Genomic DNA, 21624 nt, shown 5'->3' with positions numbered 1-21624 from the left:
ACTCCCGCAGCCGCCCCCGCGACGAACACACGACCAGGTCCACCACCAGGCCCACGACGCCGGCCCGACCGGCTCGCGGCCCCGTGCGCGCCCGTGCCCGCCTGTTCCTGTCTGCTCTCGCTCATCCACACCCGACCACTGCACCGCCCACGGCTACCGTGCCGCCATGGCTCTGGTGGTGGGCGGCGCGGTCGTGCGCGACGGGCGCGTGCTGGCAGCGCGCCGCACGTGGCCGGCGGAGCACGCGGGCCGGTGGGAGCTGCCGGGCGGCAAGGTGGAGGCGGGGGAGACCCCCGACGACGCGCTGGTGCGCGAGCTGCAGGAGGAGCTCGGGGTCGCCACGACCGTCGTCCGCTGGCTCGACGGTGCGCAGCAGGTCGCCGGCGGTCGGCACACCCTGCGCGCCGCGCTCGTGGCCCTCGCCGACCCCACCGCCGAGCCGACGCCAGTCGACCACGACGAGCTGCGCTGGCTCACGGCCGACCAGCTCGACCCCGCGCACCCCGAGGCGGTCGACTGGCTCGAGCCCGACCGGCCCTTCCTGCCCGAGGTCGCGGCGCACCTCGCCCACTGACCTGCGGCACAATCGCCCCGTGCGGCCCCGAGGCATCTTCTTCGACGAGGACGACGCGCGCGCCGTCGCCCGCCGGCTGCTCGCCGACGGCTACGACGCCGACGTCGAGCGCGAGCCCTTCGCCGGCGAGGACGACGACGAGGACCACCCGTGGGCGGTGACGACCGACGCGCCCGAGTTCGTCCTCGAGGTGCTGGTCGACCGCCACGACGGCTGGCTCGACGCGCCCGAGCCGCCCGACGCGCCGAGGCCGCCCGCGGTCCCGCTCGACCTGCCCGACGCACCCCGTCGGCTCAAGCGCCCGCCCGTCTGACGAGCCCGCCCGACCCCGCCCCACCCGCCCGACCCACCCGCCTGCCCCCGTCGGAGCGGACCCACCCCAGGACGGTCGAGCAGGGACGTCGGCACGCCCGTCTAGCATCGGCGCCATGCCCGAGACCGCCGCCTCCCCGGCCGAGGCGCCCGCCCAGCGGATGCTGCTCGTCCACGCCCACCCCGACGACGAGTCGATCGGCCAGGGCGCCACGATGGCGAAGTACGTCGCGGAGGGCCGCGGCGTCACCCTCGTCACCTGCACGGCCGGCGAGATGGGCGAGATCCTGGTGCCCGAGCTCGAGCACCTCGCCGCCGACCGCGAGGACGGGCTCGGCGAGCACCGCCGCGGCGAGCTCGCGGCCGCGATGGCAGCGCTCGGCGTGACCGACCACCGCTTCCTCGGCGGCTTCGGGCGCTACCGCGACTCCGGCATGCAGTGGCACGAGGCCGGCCACGCGATCGCCGCCGACACCATCCACGACAACGCCTTCTGGCACGCCGACCTCACCGAGGCCGCCACGCTGCTGGTCGAGGTCCTCCGCGAGGTCCGCCCGCAGGTCGTCGTCACCTACGACGAGTTCGGCGGCTACGGCCACCCCGACCACATCCAGGCCCACCGCGTCGCGATGTACGCCGTGCAGCTCGCCGCCGTCCCCTCCTACCGCCGCGACCTCGGCGAGGCGTGGGACGTGCCGAAGGTCTACTGGGGCGCGATGTCGGAGAGCCGCCTGCGCGAGGGCCTGCGCCGCCTGCGCGCCGCGGGCGACACCACGACCTTCGAGGGCATGGACCCCGACGGTCCGCTCCCGCACTTCGTGACCAAGGACGAGGACCTCACCGCCGCCGTCGACGCGATGGACTTCGTCGACGCCAAGATGGCCGCGCTCGCCGCCCACGCCACCCAGATCACCACCGACGGCCCCTTCTTCGCCCTCAGCAACAACGTCGGCTCCGAGGCGTGGGGCGTCGAGTTCTACCGCCTCGCCAAGGGCACCCCCGGTCCCGCGGGGCCCGACGGTCTCGAGACGGACCTCTTCGCCGGGCTGTGAGCGGCCCCGTCGCCCCGGCCCGCGCCGCCGGCACCGCACTCGGCCTGGTGCTCCTCGGCGTCGGCACCGGCATCGCGACGCTGGCCGTGCACAGCCGCGCGTGGGGGCTGCCGCTCGCGGTGCTGGCGACGCTCGCGGCGCTCCTCGCCGTGCGCCCGGGCCTCGCGACCCGCCTCCCGCTGGCCCTCGGGTGGGTGCTCCCGGTCGCCCTCGCCTTCGTCGGGCGCCCCGAGGGCGACTTCGTGCTGGTGAACGGCCCCGCGGGCTACGCCGTGCTCCTGCTCGCCGCCGTGGTCCTCGCCGTGGCGCTCGGCACCCTGGGCGCGGGACGCGGCCGCGCGATTTCGGAACGCCCCCACCCGGCGACCTAGCATGCGGGAGTGACTGCGACGAAGGCCGCGAAGGACCCCGCCCGCGAGGGCCGGGGCGGCAAGGCCGTCCTCCTCATCCTGCTCGTGCTGGTGCTGCTGGCCGGCGGCGGCTACGCCGCGGCCTACGCGGCCGCCGGCGACGAGCTGCCCCGCGGCACCACCATCTCCGGCGTCGAGGTCGGGGGCCTGAGCCCCGCCGCGGCCGAGCAGGCGCTGCGCGAGGGCCTCGCCGACCGCACCGAGCGCCCCGTCACCGTGGTCACCGAGGACGGCGACGCCACCGTCGCGCCCGCCGACGCCGGCCTCGAGGTCGATGTCGAGGCCTCCGTGGAGGCCGCCGGCGCCGACCGCTCGTGGCAGCCGCAGGTGCTCTGGGACCACTGGACCGGCGGCGAGGACCTCGACGCCGTCGTCAGCGTCGACGGTGCCGCGCTCGACACCACGCTCGAGCAGCTCGAGGAGCAGCTCGGCACGGCACCCGAGGACGGCGAGGTCGGCTTCCGCCGCGGCCAGGTGCGCGTGGTCGACCCCGTGCCGGGGGAGGGCTTCGACCGCGAGGCCGCCCGCGACGCGCTCGTGGCGGCGTACCTCTCCGAGGACGGTCGCGCCGAGCTCGACCTGGAGACCGTCGAGCCCGCGATCGACGAGGCCGACGTGCAGGACGCGCTCGACGGCTTCGCCAACCCCGCCGTCTCCGGCCCGGTCACCCTCGTCTTCGAGGGCACCCCGGTGCGGCTGCAGCCGCGGGAGTTCACCCCCGCGCTGGCGATGGTGCCCGAGGACGGCCGGCTCGTCCCGCAGGTCGACCGCGAGGCGCTCCAGCAGCTCGTCGGCGACCGCGTCGGCGACGACGGCGCCCCGGTCGACGCGACCGTGCGCATCGTCGACGGCCGCCCGCAGGTCGTGCCCGCCCAGCCCGGCGTCACCTACGACCCCGCCGACGTCGAGGCGGTCTTCCTCGACCTCGTCGCCTCCCCGGGCGAGCGCCGCGCGCGGGTCGAGGCCAGCGTCGCCGAGCCCGAGCTGACCACCGCCGAGGTGCGCGAGCTCGGCATCACCGAGGTGGCCGGCCAGTTCACCACCTACTACCCGCACGCCGACTACCGCAACGTCAACCTCGGCCGCGCCGCCGAGCTCATCGACGGCACGCTGCTGCTGCCCGGCGAGACCTTCTCCCTCAACGACACCGTCGGGGAGCGCACGCGGGAGAACGGCTTCACCGAGGGCTTCGTGATCAACGACGGCATCCTGGTCGAGGACCTCGGCGGCGGGGTCTCGCAGATGGCGACGACCATCTTCAACGCCATGTTCTTCGCCGGCTACGAGGACGTCGAGCACAAGCCGCACTCCTTCTACATCGACCGCTACCCCGTCGGCCGCGAGGCCACGGTGGCGTGGGGCGCGATCGACCTGCGCTTCCGCAACGACAGCGACCACGGCGTGCTCATCGACACCGCGGTCAGCCCCAGCAGCCCCGGCGGCCAGGGCTCGGTGACGGTGAGGCTCTGGTCGACCAAGGAGTGGGACGTCGAGTCGATCACCAGCGACCGCTACAACTTCACCGAGCCCGCCACGCGCCGGCTCAGCACCCCCGACTGCTACCCCAACAGCGGGTACGGCGGCTTCGACGTCGACGTCACGCGGGTCTTCCGCCGCGTCGGCGAGAGCGAGGTCGTGCGCCGCGAGGTGTTCACGACGACCTACACGCCGTCCGACACCGTCGTCTGCGTGGAGCCCGGCCAGGAGGGCTGACGCCCGCCGCCGAGGCCGTCCTCAGGCCTGGTCGCGCGACGCGAGGGTCGAGGTCAGCCGCGGTCCGGCCTCGACGACGAGCGCGTCGGCACCCGTCGCGACGCCGGCCGCCTCGAGCTGCTCCAGCACTGCGCCGATCACCTCGTGCTGGGCGAGCTTGGTCTCCATCTGCCGCGCGCCCGACCAGAAGCGCAGGTCCATCCGCACCGTGCCGGAGCCGACCGACTGCAGCAGCGCCTGCGGCGCCGGCTCGTCCACCACCGCTGGCAGCGACGCCATCGCCTGCTCCGCGACCCGCACCGCCGCGCCCAGGTCGGCGCCGTCGGCGATGTCGACCGCCACCGTCGAGCGCACCCGCTCGAAGCCGGTCTGCACGGTCACGACCTCGGAGTGCACCACCGCGTTGGGGATGAGCACGAGCCGCCCGTCGAAGGTGCGCACGGCGGTGCTGGTGAGCGTCACGCCGGTGACCGTGCCGGCCACGTCGCGCACGGCGATCTGGTCGTCCACGCGGAACTTGTCGCGCGCCAGGATCACGATGCCGGCGAACATGTTGCCCAGCACGGTCTGGAAGGCGATGCCCGCCGCGATCGACAGCACCCCGATGCCGCCGAGCGCGTTGACCGGCTTCACGCTCGGGAAGACGATCGTCACCGCCGCCGCGAAGGCCACCAGGGTCAGCGCCCACCGCGCCAGCGACGAGAACATCGCGCTCGCGCTCGGCGAGCGCCCCCGCCACAGCAGCAGTCGCCGGGTGGCCCAGCCCGCGGCCCGCGCGACCAGCCACCCGACGACGAGCACCACCACCCCGGTGCCGACGCCCTCCCAGGTGATCGGCGGGAGGTCCAGCTCGTCGGCCGCGAGCGAGGTCGCGAGCGGGGTCGTGACGGCGGGCAGCAGGTGCATGCGCTCAACCCTCGCACCCGCCGGACCCGGCCGCCTCAGCCGGTGGGGGTGAGGTAGCGCGTCTCGTGGTGCTCGGCGAAGCCCAAGGCGGCGTAGAGCGCGCGCGCCGGCGCGTTGTCGACCTCGACGTGCAGCCAGGCGGTCGTCGCGCCCTGCTCGGCCGCCCACTCCAGCGCGTCGTCGAGCAGCAGCGTGCCGAGCCCGCGACGTCGCTGCGTGGCGGCCACGACCAGCCCGTGCACGCCCACCCAGTCGCCGTCGCGCGCGGCCTGCACGGCCGCGACCGGCTCGGCGGGCGGCCCGACCCCGACCCGCACCCGGGGTCCGGACTCCTCGCGCCAGGGCCCCGCCAGCCCCAGGTCCTCCAGCACGGACGCGTCGGCGCGGCCCCCACGACGTACGCCGCGGCGCACGGCCGCCACCGACGCCAGCCAGAAGCCCGCCCGACCGCCCGGCACCTCCCGCCAGCCGAGCGCGCCCAGCCCGCGGTCGACATCGGAGCCGACCTCGACCTGGGCGAGCACGTCGCGCCCGCGCGCCTCGTAGAACGCACGCACCGCCGCGGCCGCCTCGGCCAGGGGTCGCCCGGGCTCCTCGACGGCCAGCGCCGAGTTGGCCCGCTTCAGCAGCCGCCCCACCGGGGCGGGGTCGTGCCGCAGCACCCACGCCCCGAGCGCCTCGTGCTCGACGCCGGGCCACAGGGCGAGGGCGTGGCGCTCGGCCTCGCCGACCCCGACCCGGTGGCGCACCGACGGCCGGGGCGGCACCGGCTTGCCGGAGACGATCTCGGCCAGCGGCACCGCGGTGCGCCGGCCGTCGGCACCGAGCACGACCGCCACCCGCTCCGCCGGCGGGGCGCCGGGCGCGGGCCAGGCGACCAGGTCGCCGAGCAGGTCGGTGAAGGCGGGGCCGCCGGTGGGGCCGGTCTGGCCCGGCAGCAGCCGGCGCACGACGACCCGGCTGCCCACCGCGTGCGGTCCGAGCAGGTGGCGGCCGGGTTCGAGGTCGGCCGGTGAGGGTACGGAGGCGGGGCGTCCGCCCGCGCGGGTCTCGTCGTCCTCGTGCACCACGGGATACTAGGCTCCTGGGAGACCGGTGGGACCGGCGCTCCCCGCGACGCCGCCCCGCCCATGCCGCGAGACCCCAGGAGGAAGCAGATGACCTACGTCATCTCCCAGCCGTGCGTCGACGTCAAGGACCGCGCGTGCGTCGACGAGTGCCCCGTCGACTGCATCTACGAGGGCAAGCGGATGCTCTACATCCACCCCGACGAGTGCGTCGACTGCGGTGCGTGCGAGCCGGTCTGCCCGGTCGAGGCGATCTTCTACGAGGACGACACCCCGGAGCAGTGGAAGGAGTACTACGACGCGAACGTGCACTTCTTCGACGACCTGGGCTCCCCGGGCGGCGCGGCCAAGATGGGGGAGATCGACAAGGACCACCCCTTCGTCGCCGCTCTCCCCCCGCAGAACCAGGAGTGACCCGGCGCCCCGGGCTGCCCGCGCTGGGTGCGGTCTCGGGCCGGCTGCCCGACTTCCCGTGGGACCAGCTCACCGAGCACGCCGCCCGGGCGCGGTCGCACCCTGACGGGATCGTCGACCTCTCGGTCGGCACGCCCGTCGACCCAACGCCGCAGGTCGTGCAGCAGGCGCTGCGCGACGCCGCGGACAGCCCGGGCTACCCGCTCACGATCGGCCTGCCCGAGACCCGGCAGGCCTGCCTGGACTGGCTCGAGCGTCGCGCCGGCGTGACCGGCCTCGGGCTCGACGCCGTGCTGCCGGTGATCGGCTCGAAGGAGCTCATCGCCTCGCTGCCCGGCCACCTCGGCGTCGGGCCGGGCGACCTCGTCGCCTACCCCGCGCTGGCCTACCCGACCTACGAGGTCGGCGCCGCGCTGGCCGGCGCCCGCGCCGTCGCGACCGACTCGCTGACCGCCCTCGGCCCCGAGGTGCCGGCGGTCCTGTGGGTCAACAGCCCGTCCAACCCCACCGGGCGCGTGCTGCCGCCCGAGCACCTGCGCAAGCTGGTCGACTGGTGCCGCGAGCGTGGCACGCTGCTGATCTCCGACGAGTGCTACCTCGAGTGCGCGTGGGAGGCCGAGCCGGTCTCGGTGCTCCACCCCGACGTCTGCGGCGGGTCGCCCGAGGGCATCCTCGCCGTCCACTCGCTCTCGAAGCGCTCCAACCTCGCCGGCTACCGGTGCGCCTTCGTCGCCGGCGACCCCGCGGTGATCGGCGAGCTGCTCGCCGTGCGCAAGAACCTCGGGCTGCAGCTGCCCGGCCCGCAGCAGCGGGCCATGGTCGCCGCGCTCGACGACGACGTGCACGTCGAGGAGCAGCGCCAGCGGTACGCCGCGCGGCGCTCCCGGCTGCGCGACGCCCTGGTCGGCGCGGGCTTCCGCATCGACCACTCCGAGGCCTCGCTCTACCTGTGGGCGACCCGCGGGGAGCCGTGCTGGGACACCGTCTCGGCGCTCGCCGACCTCGGCGTCCTCGTCGCCCCCGGCTCGTTCTACGGTGTCGCCGGCGCCCAGCACGTGCGCGTCGCCTTCACCGCGACCGACGACCGCGTCGCCGCCGCGGTCGAGCGCCTCGCCGCCCTCTGACCGATCGTCGGTCGAGCGCCCCGCAGGGGCCGTCAGTAGCGCTGCACCCGCTCCACCGCCACGAACCGGTCGCGGCCACCCGAGCCGTAGGCCCGGTCGCGGCCGGGACCGCCGTCGAGCACGTCGTCACCCCTGCTACCGCCGAGCGTGTCGTCGCCGCCGCGCCCGCGCAGGACCCCGCCCTGGTCGTAGCCGGCGAGCAGCACGTCGGGGCCGTCGGTGCCGAGCAGCACCCAGCGGCCCGAGCGCGAGGGGAGGCCAGCCTGCTCGAAGCCGGTGACCCGCACCACCGTCGTGCGCCCGGACCAGGTCGCGCGGAGCGTGCCGGCGGCCAGGTCGGTGCGGCCCGTGACCGTGGTGTGGACCTCGCCGTCAGGACGCAGCAGGAAGACCTCGCCCATCTCGTCGCGCCCCACACCGGCGTCGAGCACCTGGCCGTCGCCCGGCACGACGTGGTCGCCGAGGTAGTCGGGCCCGGCCCCGCCGCGGACCCGGTCGAGACCGGCGCCGCCGTGGAGGTTGTCGCGGCCCGGGCCGCCGTCGAGCACGTCGTCGCCACGCTCGCCGTACGCCTCGTCGGAGCCCGTGCCACCGAGCAGCACGTCGTCGCCGTCGGGGGCGTCCGTGCCGGTCGACGCGGAGCCGGTCAGGAAGTCCGCGCCACCCCGGCCCTCGAGCCGGTCGGAGCCCGCCCCGCCGAGGAGCTGCTCCTCGCCGTCGGTGCCGAGCAGCACGTCGTCGTGCGGCGAGCCGGAGACACCCCGGAAGACGCCCACCAGCGCGTCGTCGCCCTCGCCGGTCGCGGTGCCGGCCACGAGGTCGACGACCACGCCCGTCGCGGAGCCGGCGAAGGTCAGCTCGTCCACGGGCTCGTCGGCGGCCGGACCGGACACGAGCCGGTCGTCACCGGGGCCGCCGCTCAGCCGGTCGCCGTAGGCCACGAAGTAGTCGTTGTCCTCCTCCTCCAGCGCGTCGGTGCCGCCGTCGACGAGGTCGCTGCCGGGCCCGCCGGAGACGACATCGGCGCCCGCGCCGCCGCAGAGCAGGTCGTCGCCGCCCAGGCCCCGCACGACGTCGTCCCCGGCACCGGCCGCGACCACGTCGGGGCCGGCGGTGCCCACGAGCACGTCGTCACCGCGGGTGCCACGGATGGTCGCGCTCGCGCCGCCGCACGTCGCGGTGCCGCCGGCGCTGGGGTCGGCGCTCGCAGCGACCGGGGAGGTGAGCACCGCGGCCAGCAGGCCGCAGCAGACGGAGGCGGCGCCGAGCCGCACGCGAGGGGTCATGGCCGGACCCTAGGGCCGCCGCGGGCCGCAGGGGAGTGCGGCGCCGCGATCGTGATCAGTCCGCGACGTCGACGTGCACGTGGTCGCGGTGCAGCAGGATCGCCGCGGTCGCCCGGTCGACGCCGCCGGTGTCGAGGTCGTAGTCGCGCCAGCCCTGCGACGAGCGACGCGCGGTCCAGATCTTCTCGTCGAAGATGACGGTGGCGACGCCGAGCCGGTCGGCCTGCGCGACGAGGTACTGCGCGACCGCCCAGCCCCGCCGGGTGCGGTCACCCCCGACGGGGCGGAAGAAGACGTCGACGGCGCGCCCGTCGTAGTGCGCGGAGTCGGCCGAGTGACCGCTGCTCACGCCGCCCGGGGCGAAGCCCCCGAGCGAGAGCCGCCCGAAGACGGCCTCGAGCTCCTCCCGCACGGTCGCTGCGCGCGGGGTGAGCCCCTGCCGGTCGAGCCGGTCGGTCTCCTCCTCCGCGTCGAGGTCGACCGTGCAGGTGAAGGCCGCCTCGCTGTAGCCGGTCAGCGCCGAGGCCAGCGCGCGGGCGTCGTCGGCGTGGTCCTCGTAGGCCTCGGGGAAGCCCGAGCGCTGCACCTCCTGCGCGGCCTCGGTGATGCGCATGTCGCGGTAGCCGTCGACCTCGACCAGCGCGTCGTAGAAGCGGTTGGTCGCGTAGACCGGGTCGAGCACCTGCGTCGGCGTGCCCCAGCCCTGCGAGGGGCGCTGCTGGAAGAGGCCGAGCGAGTCGCGGTCGCCGTACTCGACGTTCTCCAGGTCGCTCTCCTGGTAGGCCGTGGCCAGCGCGATCGACGCCGCGCGGGCGGGCAGGTCGCGCGCGACCGCCGTGCCGGCGATCAGCGCGGCGTGCTCGGCCTGCTCGAGCGACAGCTCGACGGTGTGGCCGTCGACCCGGGCCGTGCAGCCCTCGCCGCCCAGCGCGCCAGGGACCGGCACGACCCCCTCGCGCACGCCGAGGCCGACCGCGGTCGCCGCCACGACGACGGCGACCGTCGCCGCGACCGGCTTCCAGGGGCTGCGGGACCTCGGCACGAGCGGTCAGTCGTTGGCGTGCAGCGCGGCGTTGAGGGCGATGCCGTCGCCCTTCCACGGCACGGCCTCGACCGCGCCGGTCACGGAGTTGCGGCGGAACAGCACGTTGCTGCTGCCCGAGAGCGTCGCCGCCTTCACGACCTGCGGCTTGCCGTCCATGTCGAGGAGCGTCACCTTGGTGCCGGCGGTGACGTAGCAGCCGGCCTCGACCACGCAGTCGTCGCCGAGCGAGATGCCGAGGCCCGAGTTGGCGCCCAGCAGGCAGCGCTCCCCGACGGAGATGACCTCCTTGCCGCCGCCCGACAAGGTGCCCATGATCGAGGCGCCACCGCCGACGTCGGAGCCGTCGCCGACCACGACGCCGCCGGAAATGCGGCCCTCGACCATGCTCGCGCCGAGCGTCCCGGCGTTGAAGTTCACGAAGCCCTCGTGCATGACGGTGGTGCCCGACGCGAGGTGGGCGCCGAGGCGCACGCGGTCGGCGTCGCCGATGCGCACGCCGCTCGGCACGACGTAGTCGACCATCCGCGGGAACTTGTCGACGCCGAAGACCGTCACGTGCCGGCCCGCGGCGCGCAGCCGGGCGCGGGTGAGCTCGAAGCTCTCGACGGCGCACGGGCCCTCGGAGGTCCACACGACGTTGGTGAGCAGGCCGAAGACGCCGTCGAGGCTGACGCTGTGAGGGGTGGCCAGGCGGGCGGAGATCAACGTCAGGCGCAGCCACACGTCCTCGGTGGAGGTCGGCGCGGCCTGCAGGTCGGCGACCTCGACGAGCCGCACCTCGCGGGTGACCTGGCGCAGCTCGTCGTCGCCCGCCAGCGCGGCCAGCTCGTCCGGGGCCTCGGTGGCGTCCGCGGGGCCGAGTGCCGGCGCGGGGAACCACGCGTCCAGCACCGCCCCGGAGCGGTCGAGCGTGACGAGGGCGAAGCCGTGGGCGGGGCCGGTCAGGGGAGTGGCGGTCATGATGCTCGATCCTACGGAGCCGCGCCCACCGCGACGGCCGCGGTCCTGGCGTCTGTGGACGAGTTCTGTACGGAACGCGTGCCGTCTCGTACGATCGTGGTGTGACCAGCTTCCCCGTCAGCGCAGCTCGCGACCAGCTGCCGGCCGTGCTCGAGCAGGCCGCGACCGAGGCCGTGACGCTGCTGCGGCACGGCCGTCCCGTCGCCGTGGTCCTCAGCCCGGCCCGCTACGAGGCGCTGCTCGAGGCCGAGGAGGAGCTCGACGACGTGGCGGCCTTCGACGAGGCCCTGGCCGAGACGTCCCCGACCATCCCGTGGGAGCAGGTGAGGGCCGACCTTGGCTGGCTCTGAGCCGGCGCACCCGACCTACCGGGTCGAGCTGACCACCGCTGCTGCTCGCCAGCTCAGGAGGCTCGACCCGCAGACGGGCCGCCGCATCGCCGGGGCCATCGAGCTGCTCGCCGTCGACCCGCGCCCGCCCGCCTCGCGACAGCTGCGGGGCCGACCCGGCTTCCGGGTGCGGGTGGGCGACTGGCGCGTGCTCTACACCGTCGACGACGGCGTGCTGCTCGTCGTCGTGCTGCGGCTCGGGCACCGCAGGGACGTCTACGACGGGTGAGCACCCACCGTCGTCGGCGACCCGGACGCTGACGGTTTTCCGCGACGGCCGGTGCGCGCCGTACGATCTCGCCAAGGCGTCTGAGCCGTCATCAGCGGCGAGCCTCCGGAAGAACGGGCCCCCGGGCCTCAGTAGAACCGGACGGGTGGGCCCGTCACAGCCCGCGAACGAGCGGTCCCCGCTGGGGGCAAGCGAGGTGGTACCGCGGCTCCCCGGGTCCCGGGTGGTCGTCCTCGCGGAGTCGAGACCCCGCAGGAGCCACCCGTGTACCCCAAGGTCAGCCACAGCGACGCCTCGGGCGTCCCGTCGAGCCCTCGCTTCCCGGAGATCGAGGAGCAGGTGCTGGCCTACTGGGCGGCCGACGACACCTTCCGCGCGAGCGTGGAGCAGCGCGACCCCGGCGCCGACGGGGGCAACGAGTTCGTGTTCTACGACGGCCCGCCCTTCGCCAACGGCCTGCCGCACTACGGCCACCTGCTCACCGGCTACGTCAAGGACCTCGTGCCGCGCTACCAGACGATGCGGGGCAAGCGCGTCGAGCGCCGCTTCGGCTGGGACACCCACGGCCTGCCCGCCGAGCTCGAGGCGATGCGCCTCAACGGCATCAAGACCACCGACGAGATCGTCGAGATGGGCATCGACGCCTTCAACGCAGCCTGCCGCGAGTCGGTGATGAAGTACACCGGCGAGTGGCGCGACTACGTCACCCGCCAGGCGCGCTGGGTCGACTTCGACCACGACTACCGCACGATGAACCCCGACTACATGGAGTCGGTCATCTGGGCGTTCAAGCAGCTGCACGACAAGGGCCTGGTCTACGAGGGCTTCCGCGTGCTCCCCTATTGCTGGAACGACGAGACCCCGCTGTCCAACCACGAGCTGCGCATGGACGACGACGTCTACCAGCGCCGCCAGGACCCGGCCGTCACCGTCGGCTACGAGGTCACCACGCCCGGCGACTTCGCGGGCGTCAAGGTCCTCGTGTGGACCACCACGCCGTGGACCCTGCCCTCCAACCTCGCCGTGATGGTCGGCGAGGACATCGACTACGTGGTGGTCACCGCGCCCGTCCCCGGCACCGACGAGACGACCCGCTACCTCCTCGCCGAGGCCCGGCTCCCGGCGTACGCGCGCGAGCTCGGCGACGACCCCGAGGTCTCCTGGCGGGGCACGGGCGCCGACCTGGTCGGGCTGACCTACCGCCCGCCGTTCTCCTACTTCGAGGGCCACGAGCGCGCCTTCCGGCTCGTGCCCGCCGAGTTCGTCACCACCACCGACGGCACGGGGCTGGTGCACACCGCCGGCGCCTTCGGTGAGGACGACAAGGTCGTCACCGACCGCGAGGGCATCGAGGCGGTCATGCCGGTCGGCAAGGACGGCCGGTTCACGCACCCGGTCACCGACTACGAGGGCCTGCAGGTCTTCGACGCCAACGGCCCCATCATCGACCACCTCAAGGCCGCCACCCGGGGCGAGGCGGACGCCGGCCACGTCACCTCCGGCACCGTGCTGCTGCGCCGCGAGACCTACGACCACTCCTACCCGCACTGCTGGCGCTGCCGCGAGCCGCTGATCTACAAGGGCGTCTCGTCGTGGTTCGTCGAGGTCACCGCCATCAAGGAGCGGATGCTCGAGCTCAACCGGCAGATCCGCTGGGTGCCCGGCCACATCCAGGAGGGCCAGTTCGGCAAGTGGCTCGAGAACGCCCGCGACTGGTCCATCACGCGCAACCGCTTCTGGGGCAGCCCGGTGCCGGTGTGGAAGTCCGACGACCCCGCCTACCCGCGGCTCGACGTCTACGGCTCCTTCGAGGAGATCGAGCGCGACTTCGGCCGGCTGCCGCGCAACCACGACGGCGAGCCCGACCTGCACCGACCCTTCGTCGACGAGCTGACCCGGCCCAACCCCGACGACCCGACCGGGACGTCGACGATGCGGCGCGTCACGGACGTGCTCGACGTGTGGTTCGACTCGGGCTCGATGTCCTACGCCCAGGTGCACTACCCCTTCGAGGAGGCCGACTGGTTCGACGGCACCGCGGAGAAGAAGGGCCACTTCCCGGGCGACTTCATCGTCGAGTACATCGGCCAGACGCGCGGCTGGTTCTACACCCTCCACGTGCTCGCGACCGCCCTCTTCGACAAGCCGGCCTTCCAGACCTGCGTCAGCCACGGCATCGTGCTGGGCAGCGACGGCGGCAAGATGAGCAAGAGCCTGCGCAACTACCCCGACGTCCGCGAGGTCTTCGACCGCGACGGCGCCGACGCGATGCGCTGGTTCCTCATGTCGAGCCCGATCCTGCGCGGCGGCAACCTCGTCGTCACCGAGCAGGGCATCCGCGACTCCGTGCGCCAGGTGCTGATCCCGCTGTGGAACACCTGGTACTTCTTCACCCTCTACGCCAACGCCGCCGGCGTCGAGGCGCAGCGCTCGACCACCTCGAGCGACCCGCTCGACCGATACCTGCTCGCCAAGACGCGGCAGTTCGTCGAGCAGATGACCACCGCCCTCGACGACTACGCGGTGGCCGAGGCGTGCGACGCGACCCGCACCTACCTCGACGTCCTCACCAACTGGTACGTCCGCCGCTCCCGCGAGCGCTTCTGGTCCACCGCCGACACCGCCGACCGGCAGGCCTTCGACACCCTCTTCACCGTGCTCGAGGTGGTCTGCCGCGCCACGGCGCCGCTGCTGCCGCTCGTCACCGAGGAGGTCTGGCGCGGCCTGACCGGTGGCCGCTCGGTGCACCTGGAGGACTGGCCCAGCCTCGACGAGCTGCCGGCCGACGACGCGCTGGTCGCCGCGATGGACCAGGTGCGCGAGGTCTGCTCCGCGGCCTCGGCGCTGCGCAAGTCCCACGGGCTGCGCAACCGGCTGCCGCTGAGCACCCTCACCGTCGTGGTCGACGACCCCGACGCGCTCGCCGGCTTCGAGGCGATCGTCGCCGACGAGCTCAACGTGAAGTCGGTGCGCCTGCTGGCCGCCGACGGCGACGAGGCCACGGCGTACGGCGTGTCCCAACGGCTGACGGTGAACGCCCGCGCCGCCGGGCCCCGCCTGGGCAAGGACGTGCAGACCGCGATCAAGGGCTCGAAGTCCGGCGACTGGTCGGTCGCCGACGACGGCACCGTGACCGCGGGCGGGCTGGCGCTGGTCGAGGGTGAGTACACCCTCGAGACGGTCGCCGGCTCCGACGACGCGTCGACCGCGATCGGGGTGCTGCCCGGCAGCGGCTTCGTCGTGCTCGACACCGAGGTGACGCCCGAGCTCGCCGCCGAGGGCCTGGCGCGCGACCTGGTGCGCGCGGTGCAGCAGGCGCGCCGCGACGCCGGGCTCGAGGTCTCCGACCGCATCGCGCTGCGCATCGGCGGCTCCGCAGCGGTGCAGGAGGCCGCTCGCGCCCACGAGCAGCTGGTGGCGGGCGAGACCCTCGCGACGTCGTACGTCGTCGGCGAGCCCGGTGACGGCACGACGGTGGAGCTCGCCGACGGCGAGACCGCGACGGTGTCGGTGGGTCGAGCCTGAGCTCCGCGCGCGAGGCGGGCTGCTTGACTGGACCCATGCCGGGCACGCCGCACCTCGACCTGCACGCCGACGTCGTCGACCTCACCCGCACGCTCGTCGACACCGAGTCGGTCAGCCACCACGAGGAGGCCCTGGCCGACGCGGTGGAGACGGCGCTCCGGGCGCTGCCCCACCTCGAGGTCGTGCGCCGCGGCCACACGGTCGTCGCCCGCACCGACCTCGGGCGCGGCGAGCGGGTCGTCATCGCCGGCCACCTCGACACCGTGCCGGTCAACGGCAACCTGCCGAGCCGGCTCGAGGAGCGACCGGAGGCCGAGGGCGGCGACCTGCTGCACGGCTGCGGCACCTGCGACATGAAGGGCGGCGACGCGGTCATCCTGCGCCTCGCCGCGGGCGTGCCCGAGCCGGTGCGCGACGTGACCTACGTGCTCTACGAGGCCGAGGAGGTCGACGCCGTGCACAACGGCCTGCGGCTGCTCGCCGAGAGCGACCCGGAGCTGCTCGAGGCCGACTTCGCCATCTTGATGGAGCCCTCCAACGCCGCGGTCGAGGCGGGCTGCCAGGGCACGCTGCGCGTCGAGGTGCGCACCACGGGCGAGCGCGCCCACTCGGCGCGGGCGTGGCGCGGCGTCAACGCGATCCACGGTGCCGCCGAGGTGCTCGCGCGGCTCACGGCCTACGAGCCGCGCAAGCCGGTCATCGACGGCCTGGAGTACCACGAGGGCCTCAACGCCGTGCGCATCCGCGGCGGCGTCGCCGGCAACGTGGTGCCCGACGAGTGCGTCGTCGAGGTCAACTTCCGCTTCGCCCCCGACCGCAGCGAGGCCGAGGCCGAGGCGTTCGTGCGCGACTTCTTCCACGGCTACGACGTGACCCTCACCGACTCCTCGCCGGGAGCGCTGCCCGGCCTCGGCGTGCCGGCGGCCGCGGCCTTCGTCGAGGCCGTCGGTGGTCAGGTCGCGCCCAAGTTCGGCTGGACCGACGTCGCCCGCTTCAGCGGGCTGGGGGTGCCGGCGGTCAACTTCGGCCCCGGCGACCCGATGTACGCCCACAAGGCCGACGAGTTCGTGCCGGTCGCCGACCTGCGCCGCTGCGAGGAGCAGCTGGTGCGGTGGCTGACCGACGGGGGAGAGGGGCGGGCGTGACGCTCAGCGGGGGACGCACGGCCGGCGGCGACAAGCACCGCGGCCCGGTGGTGATGCGCCGGGGGCAGGTCGACACCGGGATGACCGACCAGCACCTGCTCGACTCGCGCGGCCCGCACGACTGGGTGCACACCGACCCGTGGCGCGTGCTGCGGATCCAGGCCGAGTTCGTCGAGGGCTTCGGTGCGCTGGCCGACCTCGGCTCCGCCGTCGCGGTCTTCGGCTCCGCGCGCACGCCTGAGACCGACCCGCACTTCGCGCTCGCCGAGGAGACCGGCCGTAAGCTCGTCGAGGCGGGCTTCGCCGTCATCACCGGCGGCGGGCCGGGTGCGATGGAGGCGGCCAACAAGGGCGCCAGCGAGGCCGGCGGCGTCAGCGTCGGCCTCGGCATCGAGCTGCCCTTCGAGACCGGGCTGAACCCGTGGGTCGACCGCGGCATCAACTTCCGCTACTTCTTCGTGCGCAAGACGATGTTCGTGAAGTACGCCCAGGGCTTCGTCGTGCTGCCCGGCGGCCTCGGGACCCTCGACGAGCTCTTCGAGGCGCTCACGCTGGTCCAGACCGGCAAGGTGACCCGCTTCCCCCTCGTCCTCCTCGGCTCCGACTACTGGCGCGGGCTGCTCGACTGGCTGCGCGGCACCGTCGTCACCGAGGGCAAGATCAGCCCGGCCGACCTCGACCTGCTGCAGGTGGTCGACGACGTCGACGAGGCGGTCGCGACCATGGTCGCCGCCCGCGACGAGCGCGGGGCGGAGGGCGCCGGCGACCCGGGTCCCGCCGGCGGGCCCGACGGCGGCTCCCCGGGGCCCCCGTGACCTGGTTCTTCGCCGTCCTCGCCGTACTCGTGCTCGGCGGCGTCGCGGTCGTCGCCGCCGGCAGGGGCGCGCCGCTGGTCGAGGAGCACGACGACCGCCCCGACGTCGTGGTGCCGCCGACGGGTCCGCTGAGCGCGGCGGACCTGCGCCGCGTGCGCTTCCCGCTCGCGGTCCGTGGCTACCGCATGGCCGAGGTCGACGCGCTGCTCGACCGGCTCGCGGACCAGCTCGCGGGCCAGCCCGACACCGCGCCCCCGCCGCACCCGCCCTCCGGGGACGACCACGACCCGTCGCGACCCACCTGACCTGCGGATTCGTGGCGCGGTCGCCCGGGGTGGTGCAGACTGCCCCGCGTGTCGACCGAGGTGATCGTCTACGTCCTGACCGCGCTGGCCGCCGTCGTCGTGGTGCTGACGCGCGTGCGGCTCGGGCGCGACGGCGGGGCCGGCCACGTGCGCGTCGGGCCGGTGCTGCTCGGGGTCCACACGGTGGTCGGCGTGCTCGCGATCGCCACCTGGCTGGTCTTCCTGCTCGCCCCGGAGGACAGCACCGCCGGCGACGGGCTGGTCGGGATCGTCGCGCTGGCGCTGTGGTGGGTGCTCACCGGCGCGGGCCTGCTCATCCTCAGCCGCTGGCTGCCGAGCCAGGGTCGCCACTCGTCGGCGACCGCCGAGGACGGCTGGAGCGAGGGCCCGGGGCTGTCGATCCTGGCCCACGTCGGCATGCTCGTCGGCGTCGCGGTCTTCACCTGGGCCTACGTCACCGCGGCGGTCTGACGTGCGCCGCCTCGGGTCGGTCCCCGCGCTCGTCGCGACCGTCGCGCTCGCCGTCGCCGGGCCCACCGCACCGGCGGGCACCGCAGCACCGGCGCCGACCGCCGTCGCCGCGTCGTACGCCGTCGAGCCGGCCGCCCGCACGGTGCTGGAGCGCCGGGTCATCGGGCGGTCCGTGCGCGGGCGGGCGATCTGGGCCTACCGCTTGGGCGAGCCCGGGGCGCCGCGGGCCGTCGCGCTGGCGACGATGCACGGCGACGAGCCGGCGCCGCGCGCGATCCTGCGCGCCCTGCGCGACGGCGCGCCGGTGCGCGGCGTCGACCTGTGGGTCGTGCCGACCTACAACCCCGACGGCCTCGCCCGCGGCACCCGCACCAACGCCCGCGGCGTCGACCTCAACCGCAACTTCCCGCAGCGCTGGCGCGACCTCGACGGTCGCTACGAGTCCGGCCCGCGTCCGGCCTCCGAGCCCGAGACCCGCGCGGTGATGGGCTTCCTCGACGACGTCGACCCGCGGTGGGTGGTGAGCTTCCACCAGCCGCTGCACGGCGTCGACACCGACACGAAGCGGCCGGCCTTCGCGCGCCGGCTGGCCACCGAGCTGCGGCTCCCGCGCAAGACCTTCGACTGCGGCGGCGTGTGCCACGGCACGATGACGATGTGGTTCAACGCCCGCCACCGCGGCGCCGCGGTGACGGTGGAGTACGGCCGCGCGCCCGGCCGGCACCGGATGCGCGTCGAGGCCCCGCGGCAGCTGCTGCGGGCCCTCGGCGGCTCGCGCTAGCGACCCTCGAAGCTCGGCTGCTCCTTCGCCAGGAAGGACTCGACCGCGGCGCGGTGGTCGCGCGTCTGACCGGTGGCGGCCATCATCCGGCTCTCGAAGGCGACCGCGTCCGTGAACGACGCCCCCGCCGCGTGGGCGAGCGAGCGGCGGATCGCGCCGTACGCCTTGGTCGGGCCCGCGGCCAGCCGCGCGGCGAGCTCCTGCACGGTGCCGGCGAGCTGGTCGGCCGGCACCACCTGGGTGGCCAGGCCGAGATCGAGCGCCTCCTCCGCCTTGACCGTGCGCGGGAAGTAGAGGAGCTCGGTGGCCTTCGCGGGGCCGACGAGGCGCGGCAGGGTCCAGCTGATGCCGGTGTCGCAGGAGAGCGCGATGCCCGCGAAGGCGAGGTTGAAGCCGGCGGTGTCGGCGACCACGCGGACGTCGCAGGCCAGGGCCAGGCTCGCGCCCGCCCCCGCCGCGACGCCGTTGACCGCGGCGAGCACGGGCTTGTCCATCGTGACGAGCGCGGTCACGGTCGGGTTGTAGTGCTCGTCGACCGTGGCCAGCGGGGCGTCGCTGCCGGCCTGCAGCAGCGCGACGTGCTCCTTGAGGTCCTGCCCGACGCAGAAGGCGCGACCGGTGCCGGTGAGCACCACGCAGCGCACGGCGTCGTCGGCGGCGACCTCGTGGACGGCGTCGCGCAGCGCGACCTTGGTGGCCAGGTCGAGGCTGTTCATCGCCTCCGGGCGGTCGAGGGTGAGGGTCGCGACCCCCTCGGCGAGGTCGACGCGGACCGGGGCTCCGGCGGACTTCTCGGGCGTGCTCGCAGCGCTCATGGGCGGCATCCTCGCACCCCGGGCGGCCACGGGTGGGCAGGGCAGTGGCCCGGGTCACCCGCGCATGGGCGATAATGGGCGCCGTACGGCGTGACGGGGCGGGGAGGCCCGCTCGCGCGCCCCACGGAGTCGAGGAAGAGGTGCGCGGATGGCGGCGATGAAGCCCCGTACCGGCGACGGTCCGCTCGAGGTCACCAAGGAGGGTCGCGGCATCGTCATGCGCGTCCCGCTCGAGGGTGGTGGCCGCCTGGTCGTGGAGCTCAACGCCGAGGAGGCCGGCGCTCTCGGTGACGCCCTCAAGGACGTCGTCGGCTGACGTGCCGAGCGACGTGAGCACGGCCCGCTCCGCCCCCTCCGGCCAGCCGGTCCTGCCCGATCAGGTCCAGCCGCCGACCGTCGAGCTCCGCGCCGACGCCCTCGTGGCGGCGGCGCGCGCCTCGCGGGCCGAGGTCGTCGCGGTCCCGGTGCTGCCGGGTGCCGCCGGGGAGGGGGAGGACGGCGCCGCCGTGCTGCTCGGCCCCGGGGCCGACGAGCTCGGTGAGCTGCTCGGCCTCGACCTGCTCGAGCTCGCCGAGCGCCAGCGCGCGACCGGCGCGGTCGGCGAGGTGCTCAGCGTGCCGGTGGCGCCGACCGAGGCCGCCGCCCTGCCCGCGCTCGCGACGCTGCTGCTCGTGGGCGTCGGCGAGGCCGGGCCGCGCGACCTGCGCCGGGCCGGAGCGGCGCTCGCGCGCGCCGTGCAGGACCGCGACGCGGTCGCGACCACGCTCGGGGCGCTGGCCGGGTCCGGCGGGCTCGAGCCGCTGGTCGCGGGCACCGTGCTGGCATCGTTCGCCTTCCACTGGCGCTCGCAGGGCCCCGAGCACCGACCGGTCGCCCGGGTCGTGCTCGCCGGGGTGCCCGATGCCGCGACCCGCGGCGACGAGCTCGACCGCGCCGTCGCCGTGGCCCGGGCGTCGTGGACGGCGCGCCACCTCGCGACCGTCCCGTCCAACCTGAAGAACCCGCCCTGGCTCGCCGCCGAGGCCGAGCGCGCCGCCGCCGAGGCGGGCCTCGAGTTCACGGTGTGGGACGAGCAGCGGCTCGCCGCCGAGGGCTTCGGGGGCATCGTCGGGGTCGGGCAGGCCTCCGCCACCCCGCCGCGGCTGGTGCGCCTCGACTACACCCCCGCCGGACGCGGGGGGAAGAAGGCGCCGCGCGTGGTGCTCGTCGGCAAGGGCATCACCTTCGACTCCGGCGGCCTCTCGCTCAAGCCGGGCGACTCGATGGTCTCGATGAAGCGCGACATGACCGGCGGTGCCGTCGTCATCGCCACGATGGCGGCGCTCGCGGCCGTGGGCTGCCCTGTGCGCGTCACGGGTCTCGTCGCCGCCGCCGAGAACGCCGTCTCCGGCAACGCGCTGCGCCCCGGCGACGTGCTGCGCCACTACGGCGGTCGCACCTCCGAGGTCACCAACACCGACGCCGAAGGCCGCCTCGTCATGGCCGACGCCCTCGCCTACGCCGTCGAGCAGCTCGACCCGGCGGCCCTGGTCGACGTCGCCACGCTCACCGGCGCCGTCAAGGTCGCGCTCGGGCTGCGCACCGGCGGCCTCTTCGCCGACCACGACGGCCTGGCCACCGCGCTGGTGGCGGCCGGCGAGGCGGCCGGCGAGCCGCTGTGGCGCCTGCCGCTGGTCGCCGACTACGAGGAGAAGCTCGCCTCCAAGGTCGCCGACGCCGACAACGCCGCCGGCGGTGCGGGCGCGATCACCGCCGCACTCTTCCTGCAGCACTTCACCGGCGACGTGCCGTGGGCCCACCTCGACATCGCCTCCGTCGGCGACTCCCCGGACCACCGTCACGAGTGGACACCCGGGCCGACCGGCTTCGGCGTTCGCGCGCTGCTCGGCTGGCTCGGCAGCGAGGACCCGCTCGCGAGCGTGCGGTGAGCGCGCCGCTGCTCGGCCTGACGGTCCGCTGGTCGTTGCGCGACGCCCCCGAGGGTGTCGAGGAGACCCTCGCGTCCTACGTCGAGGAGCAGTCGCACGCCCGCTTCACCGGGCAGGCGGGGCTGCGCTTCAAGGTGTGGCGGGTGCGGCCCGGCGAGTGGTTCGAGGGCACCTACGTCTTCACCACGGAGGCGGCGCGCGCGGAGTTCGAGGAGGCCTTCACCGCCACGGCCGACACCGCGCCCGGCACGCAGATGGTCGGCAGCCCGCCCGAGCTGGTCGAGGCGTGGGGCGTCGTCGCCGTGGCCGAGGGCTGGGACGGCTTCGAGGCCACCCCGCGCGCCTGAGCCGGCGCCGG

The 21624-nt window shown here is 75.0% G+C and carries 24 protein-coding genes; 18 read left to right on the top strand and 6 right to left on the bottom strand.

What is annotated here, in order from left to right:
- Window positions 1-166 precede the first annotated feature (166 nt).
- The 5 genes from BJ989_RS15165 to BJ989_RS15145 all read left to right on the top strand — a co-directional run bounded on the left by BJ989_RS15165 (window position 167) and on the right by BJ989_RS15145 (window position 4061).
- Window positions 167-574, top strand: coding sequence for a (deoxy)nucleoside triphosphate pyrophosphohydrolase (locus BJ989_RS15165; RefSeq protein ID WP_179518913.1), 408 nt, complete (start codon window positions 167-169; stop codon window positions 572-574).
- A 19-nt stretch (window positions 575-593) separates the two neighbouring features.
- Window positions 594-887, top strand: a complete 294-nt coding sequence (locus BJ989_RS15160) for a hypothetical protein (protein WP_179518912.1) — start codon at window positions 594-596, stop codon at window positions 885-887.
- A 115-nt stretch (window positions 888-1002) separates the two neighbouring features.
- A complete protein-coding gene (mshB, locus tag BJ989_RS15155) occupies window positions 1003-1938 on the top strand; it encodes an N-acetyl-1-D-myo-inositol-2-amino-2-deoxy-alpha-D-glucopyranoside deacetylase (protein WP_179518911.1) in 936 nt (311 codons plus the stop codon).
- Window positions 1935-2309: a hypothetical protein gene (locus tag BJ989_RS15150; RefSeq protein ID WP_179518910.1), complete on the top strand. Its 375-nt coding sequence runs from the start codon at window positions 1935-1937 to the stop codon at window positions 2307-2309. Before mshB ends, BJ989_RS15150 begins: the two co-directional genes overlap by 4 nt.
- Before the next feature lie 9 nt (window positions 2310-2318).
- Window positions 2319-4061 (top strand): VanW family protein, encoded by a 1743-nt coding sequence (locus BJ989_RS15145; protein ID WP_179518909.1) that lies wholly within the window; start codon window positions 2319-2321, stop codon window positions 4059-4061.
- 21 nt (window positions 4062-4082) lie between these two features.
- On the opposite strand, the gene BJ989_RS15140 is transcribed toward BJ989_RS15145, so the two are convergent.
- Complete coding sequence (locus BJ989_RS15140; protein ID WP_179518908.1) at window positions 4083-4967, bottom strand: mechanosensitive ion channel family protein; 885 nt, start codon at window positions 4965-4967, stop codon at window positions 4083-4085.
- A 35-nt stretch (window positions 4968-5002) separates the two neighbouring features.
- Window positions 5003-6034: a GNAT family N-acetyltransferase gene (locus BJ989_RS18890; RefSeq protein ID WP_179518907.1), complete on the bottom strand. Its 1032-nt coding sequence runs from the start codon at window positions 6032-6034 to the stop codon at window positions 5003-5005.
- A gap of 90 nt (window positions 6035-6124) precedes the next feature.
- On the opposite strand from BJ989_RS18890, the gene fdxA reads away from it, so the two are divergent.
- Window positions 6125-6448, top strand: a complete 324-nt coding sequence (gene fdxA / locus BJ989_RS15130; protein WP_179518906.1) for a ferredoxin — start codon at window positions 6125-6127, stop codon at window positions 6446-6448.
- The gene (gene dapC, locus BJ989_RS15125; protein WP_343049410.1) at window positions 6445-7572 is read left to right on the top strand and encodes a succinyldiaminopimelate transaminase; all 1128 of its coding nucleotides are present in this window, start codon (window positions 6445-6447) and stop codon (window positions 7570-7572) included. Before fdxA ends, dapC begins: the two co-directional genes overlap by 4 nt.
- Before the next feature lie 32 nt (window positions 7573-7604).
- Here dapC and BJ989_RS15120 read toward each other — a convergent pair whose 3' ends face one another.
- Genes BJ989_RS15120 through dapD form a run of 3 tightly spaced genes read right to left on the bottom strand, consistent with a single transcriptional unit; the run spans window position 7605 to window position 10863 of the window.
- Window positions 7605-8858, bottom strand: coding sequence for a calcium-binding protein (locus tag BJ989_RS15120; RefSeq protein WP_179518905.1), 1254 nt, complete (start codon window positions 8856-8858; stop codon window positions 7605-7607).
- 55 nt (window positions 8859-8913) lie between these two features.
- Window positions 8914-9900, bottom strand: a complete 987-nt coding sequence (locus BJ989_RS15115) for a VldE C-terminal domain-containing protein (protein ID WP_218848840.1) — start codon at window positions 9898-9900, stop codon at window positions 8914-8916.
- A 6-nt stretch (window positions 9901-9906) separates the two neighbouring features.
- Window positions 9907-10863, bottom strand: coding sequence for a 2,3,4,5-tetrahydropyridine-2,6-dicarboxylate N-succinyltransferase (gene dapD, locus BJ989_RS15110; RefSeq protein ID WP_179518904.1), 957 nt, complete (start codon window positions 10861-10863; stop codon window positions 9907-9909).
- 101 nt (window positions 10864-10964) lie between these two features.
- On the opposite strand from dapD, the gene BJ989_RS15105 reads away from it, so the two are divergent.
- From BJ989_RS15105 to BJ989_RS15070, 8 genes are all read left to right on the top strand, one after another.
- Complete coding sequence (locus BJ989_RS15105) at window positions 10965-11213, top strand: type II toxin-antitoxin system prevent-host-death family antitoxin (protein ID WP_179518903.1); 249 nt, start codon at window positions 10965-10967, stop codon at window positions 11211-11213.
- Complete coding sequence (locus BJ989_RS15100) at window positions 11200-11481, top strand: type II toxin-antitoxin system RelE family toxin (RefSeq protein ID WP_179518902.1); 282 nt, start codon at window positions 11200-11202, stop codon at window positions 11479-11481. Before BJ989_RS15105 ends, BJ989_RS15100 begins: the two co-directional genes overlap by 14 nt.
- 264 nt (window positions 11482-11745) lie before the next feature.
- On the top strand, window positions 11746-15006 hold the full coding sequence (gene ileS / locus BJ989_RS15095) for an isoleucine--tRNA ligase (RefSeq protein ID WP_179518901.1): 3261 nt from the start codon (window positions 11746-11748) through the stop codon (window positions 15004-15006).
- Between the two features lie 35 nt (window positions 15007-15041).
- A complete protein-coding gene (dapE, locus tag BJ989_RS15090) occupies window positions 15042-16151 on the top strand; it encodes a succinyl-diaminopimelate desuccinylase (RefSeq protein ID WP_179518900.1) in 1110 nt (369 codons plus the stop codon).
- Between the two features lie 53 nt (window positions 16152-16204).
- A complete protein-coding gene (locus BJ989_RS15085; RefSeq protein ID WP_179519682.1) occupies window positions 16205-16966 on the top strand; it encodes an LOG family protein in 762 nt (253 codons plus the stop codon).
- Window positions 16963-17271, top strand: a complete 309-nt coding sequence (locus tag BJ989_RS18885; RefSeq protein WP_179518899.1) for a DivIVA domain-containing protein — start codon at window positions 16963-16965, stop codon at window positions 17269-17271. Before BJ989_RS15085 ends, BJ989_RS18885 begins: the two co-directional genes overlap by 4 nt.
- 48 nt (window positions 17272-17319) lie before the next feature.
- On the top strand, window positions 17320-17742 hold the full coding sequence (locus BJ989_RS15075) for a hypothetical protein (RefSeq protein ID WP_179518898.1): 423 nt from the start codon (window positions 17320-17322) through the stop codon (window positions 17740-17742).
- Window position 17743: 1 nt separating this feature from the next.
- Entirely contained in the window at window positions 17744-18523 is a 780-nt protein-coding gene (locus tag BJ989_RS15070) for a M14 family zinc carboxypeptidase (protein ID WP_179518897.1), read from the top strand.
- Here BJ989_RS15070 and BJ989_RS15065 read toward each other — a convergent pair.
- Window positions 18520-19338, bottom strand: coding sequence for an enoyl-CoA hydratase/isomerase family protein (locus tag BJ989_RS15065; protein ID WP_179518896.1), 819 nt, complete (start codon window positions 19336-19338; stop codon window positions 18520-18522). The genes BJ989_RS15070 and BJ989_RS15065 overlap by 4 nt on opposite strands.
- Before the next feature lie 148 nt (window positions 19339-19486).
- Between BJ989_RS15065 and BJ989_RS15060 the strand changes: the two genes are divergently transcribed.
- The 3 genes from BJ989_RS15060 to BJ989_RS15050 are packed head-to-tail and all read left to right on the top strand — an operon-like array spanning window position 19487 to window position 21613.
- Window positions 19487-19654, top strand: coding sequence for a DUF3117 domain-containing protein (locus BJ989_RS15060; RefSeq protein ID WP_082574674.1), 168 nt, complete (start codon window positions 19487-19489; stop codon window positions 19652-19654).
- A gap of 13 nt (window positions 19655-19667) precedes the next feature.
- Entirely contained in the window at window positions 19668-21266 is a 1599-nt protein-coding gene (locus BJ989_RS15055; protein ID WP_343049409.1) for a leucyl aminopeptidase family protein, read from the top strand.
- Window positions 21263-21613: a hypothetical protein gene (locus BJ989_RS15050; RefSeq protein ID WP_343049408.1), complete on the top strand. Its 351-nt coding sequence runs from the start codon at window positions 21263-21265 to the stop codon at window positions 21611-21613. The genes BJ989_RS15055 and BJ989_RS15050 overlap by 4 nt, the downstream gene beginning before the upstream one ends.
- Window positions 21614-21624: the final 11 nt, after the last annotated feature.

The organism is Nocardioides perillae (genome assembly GCF_013409425.1).
GTDB classification, from domain to species: domain Bacteria; phylum Actinomycetota; class Actinomycetes; order Propionibacteriales; family Nocardioidaceae; genus Nocardioides; species Nocardioides perillae.
Note: the sequence above shows the minus strand (reverse complement) of the source record. Positions and strands in the feature narration are given on the sequence as shown.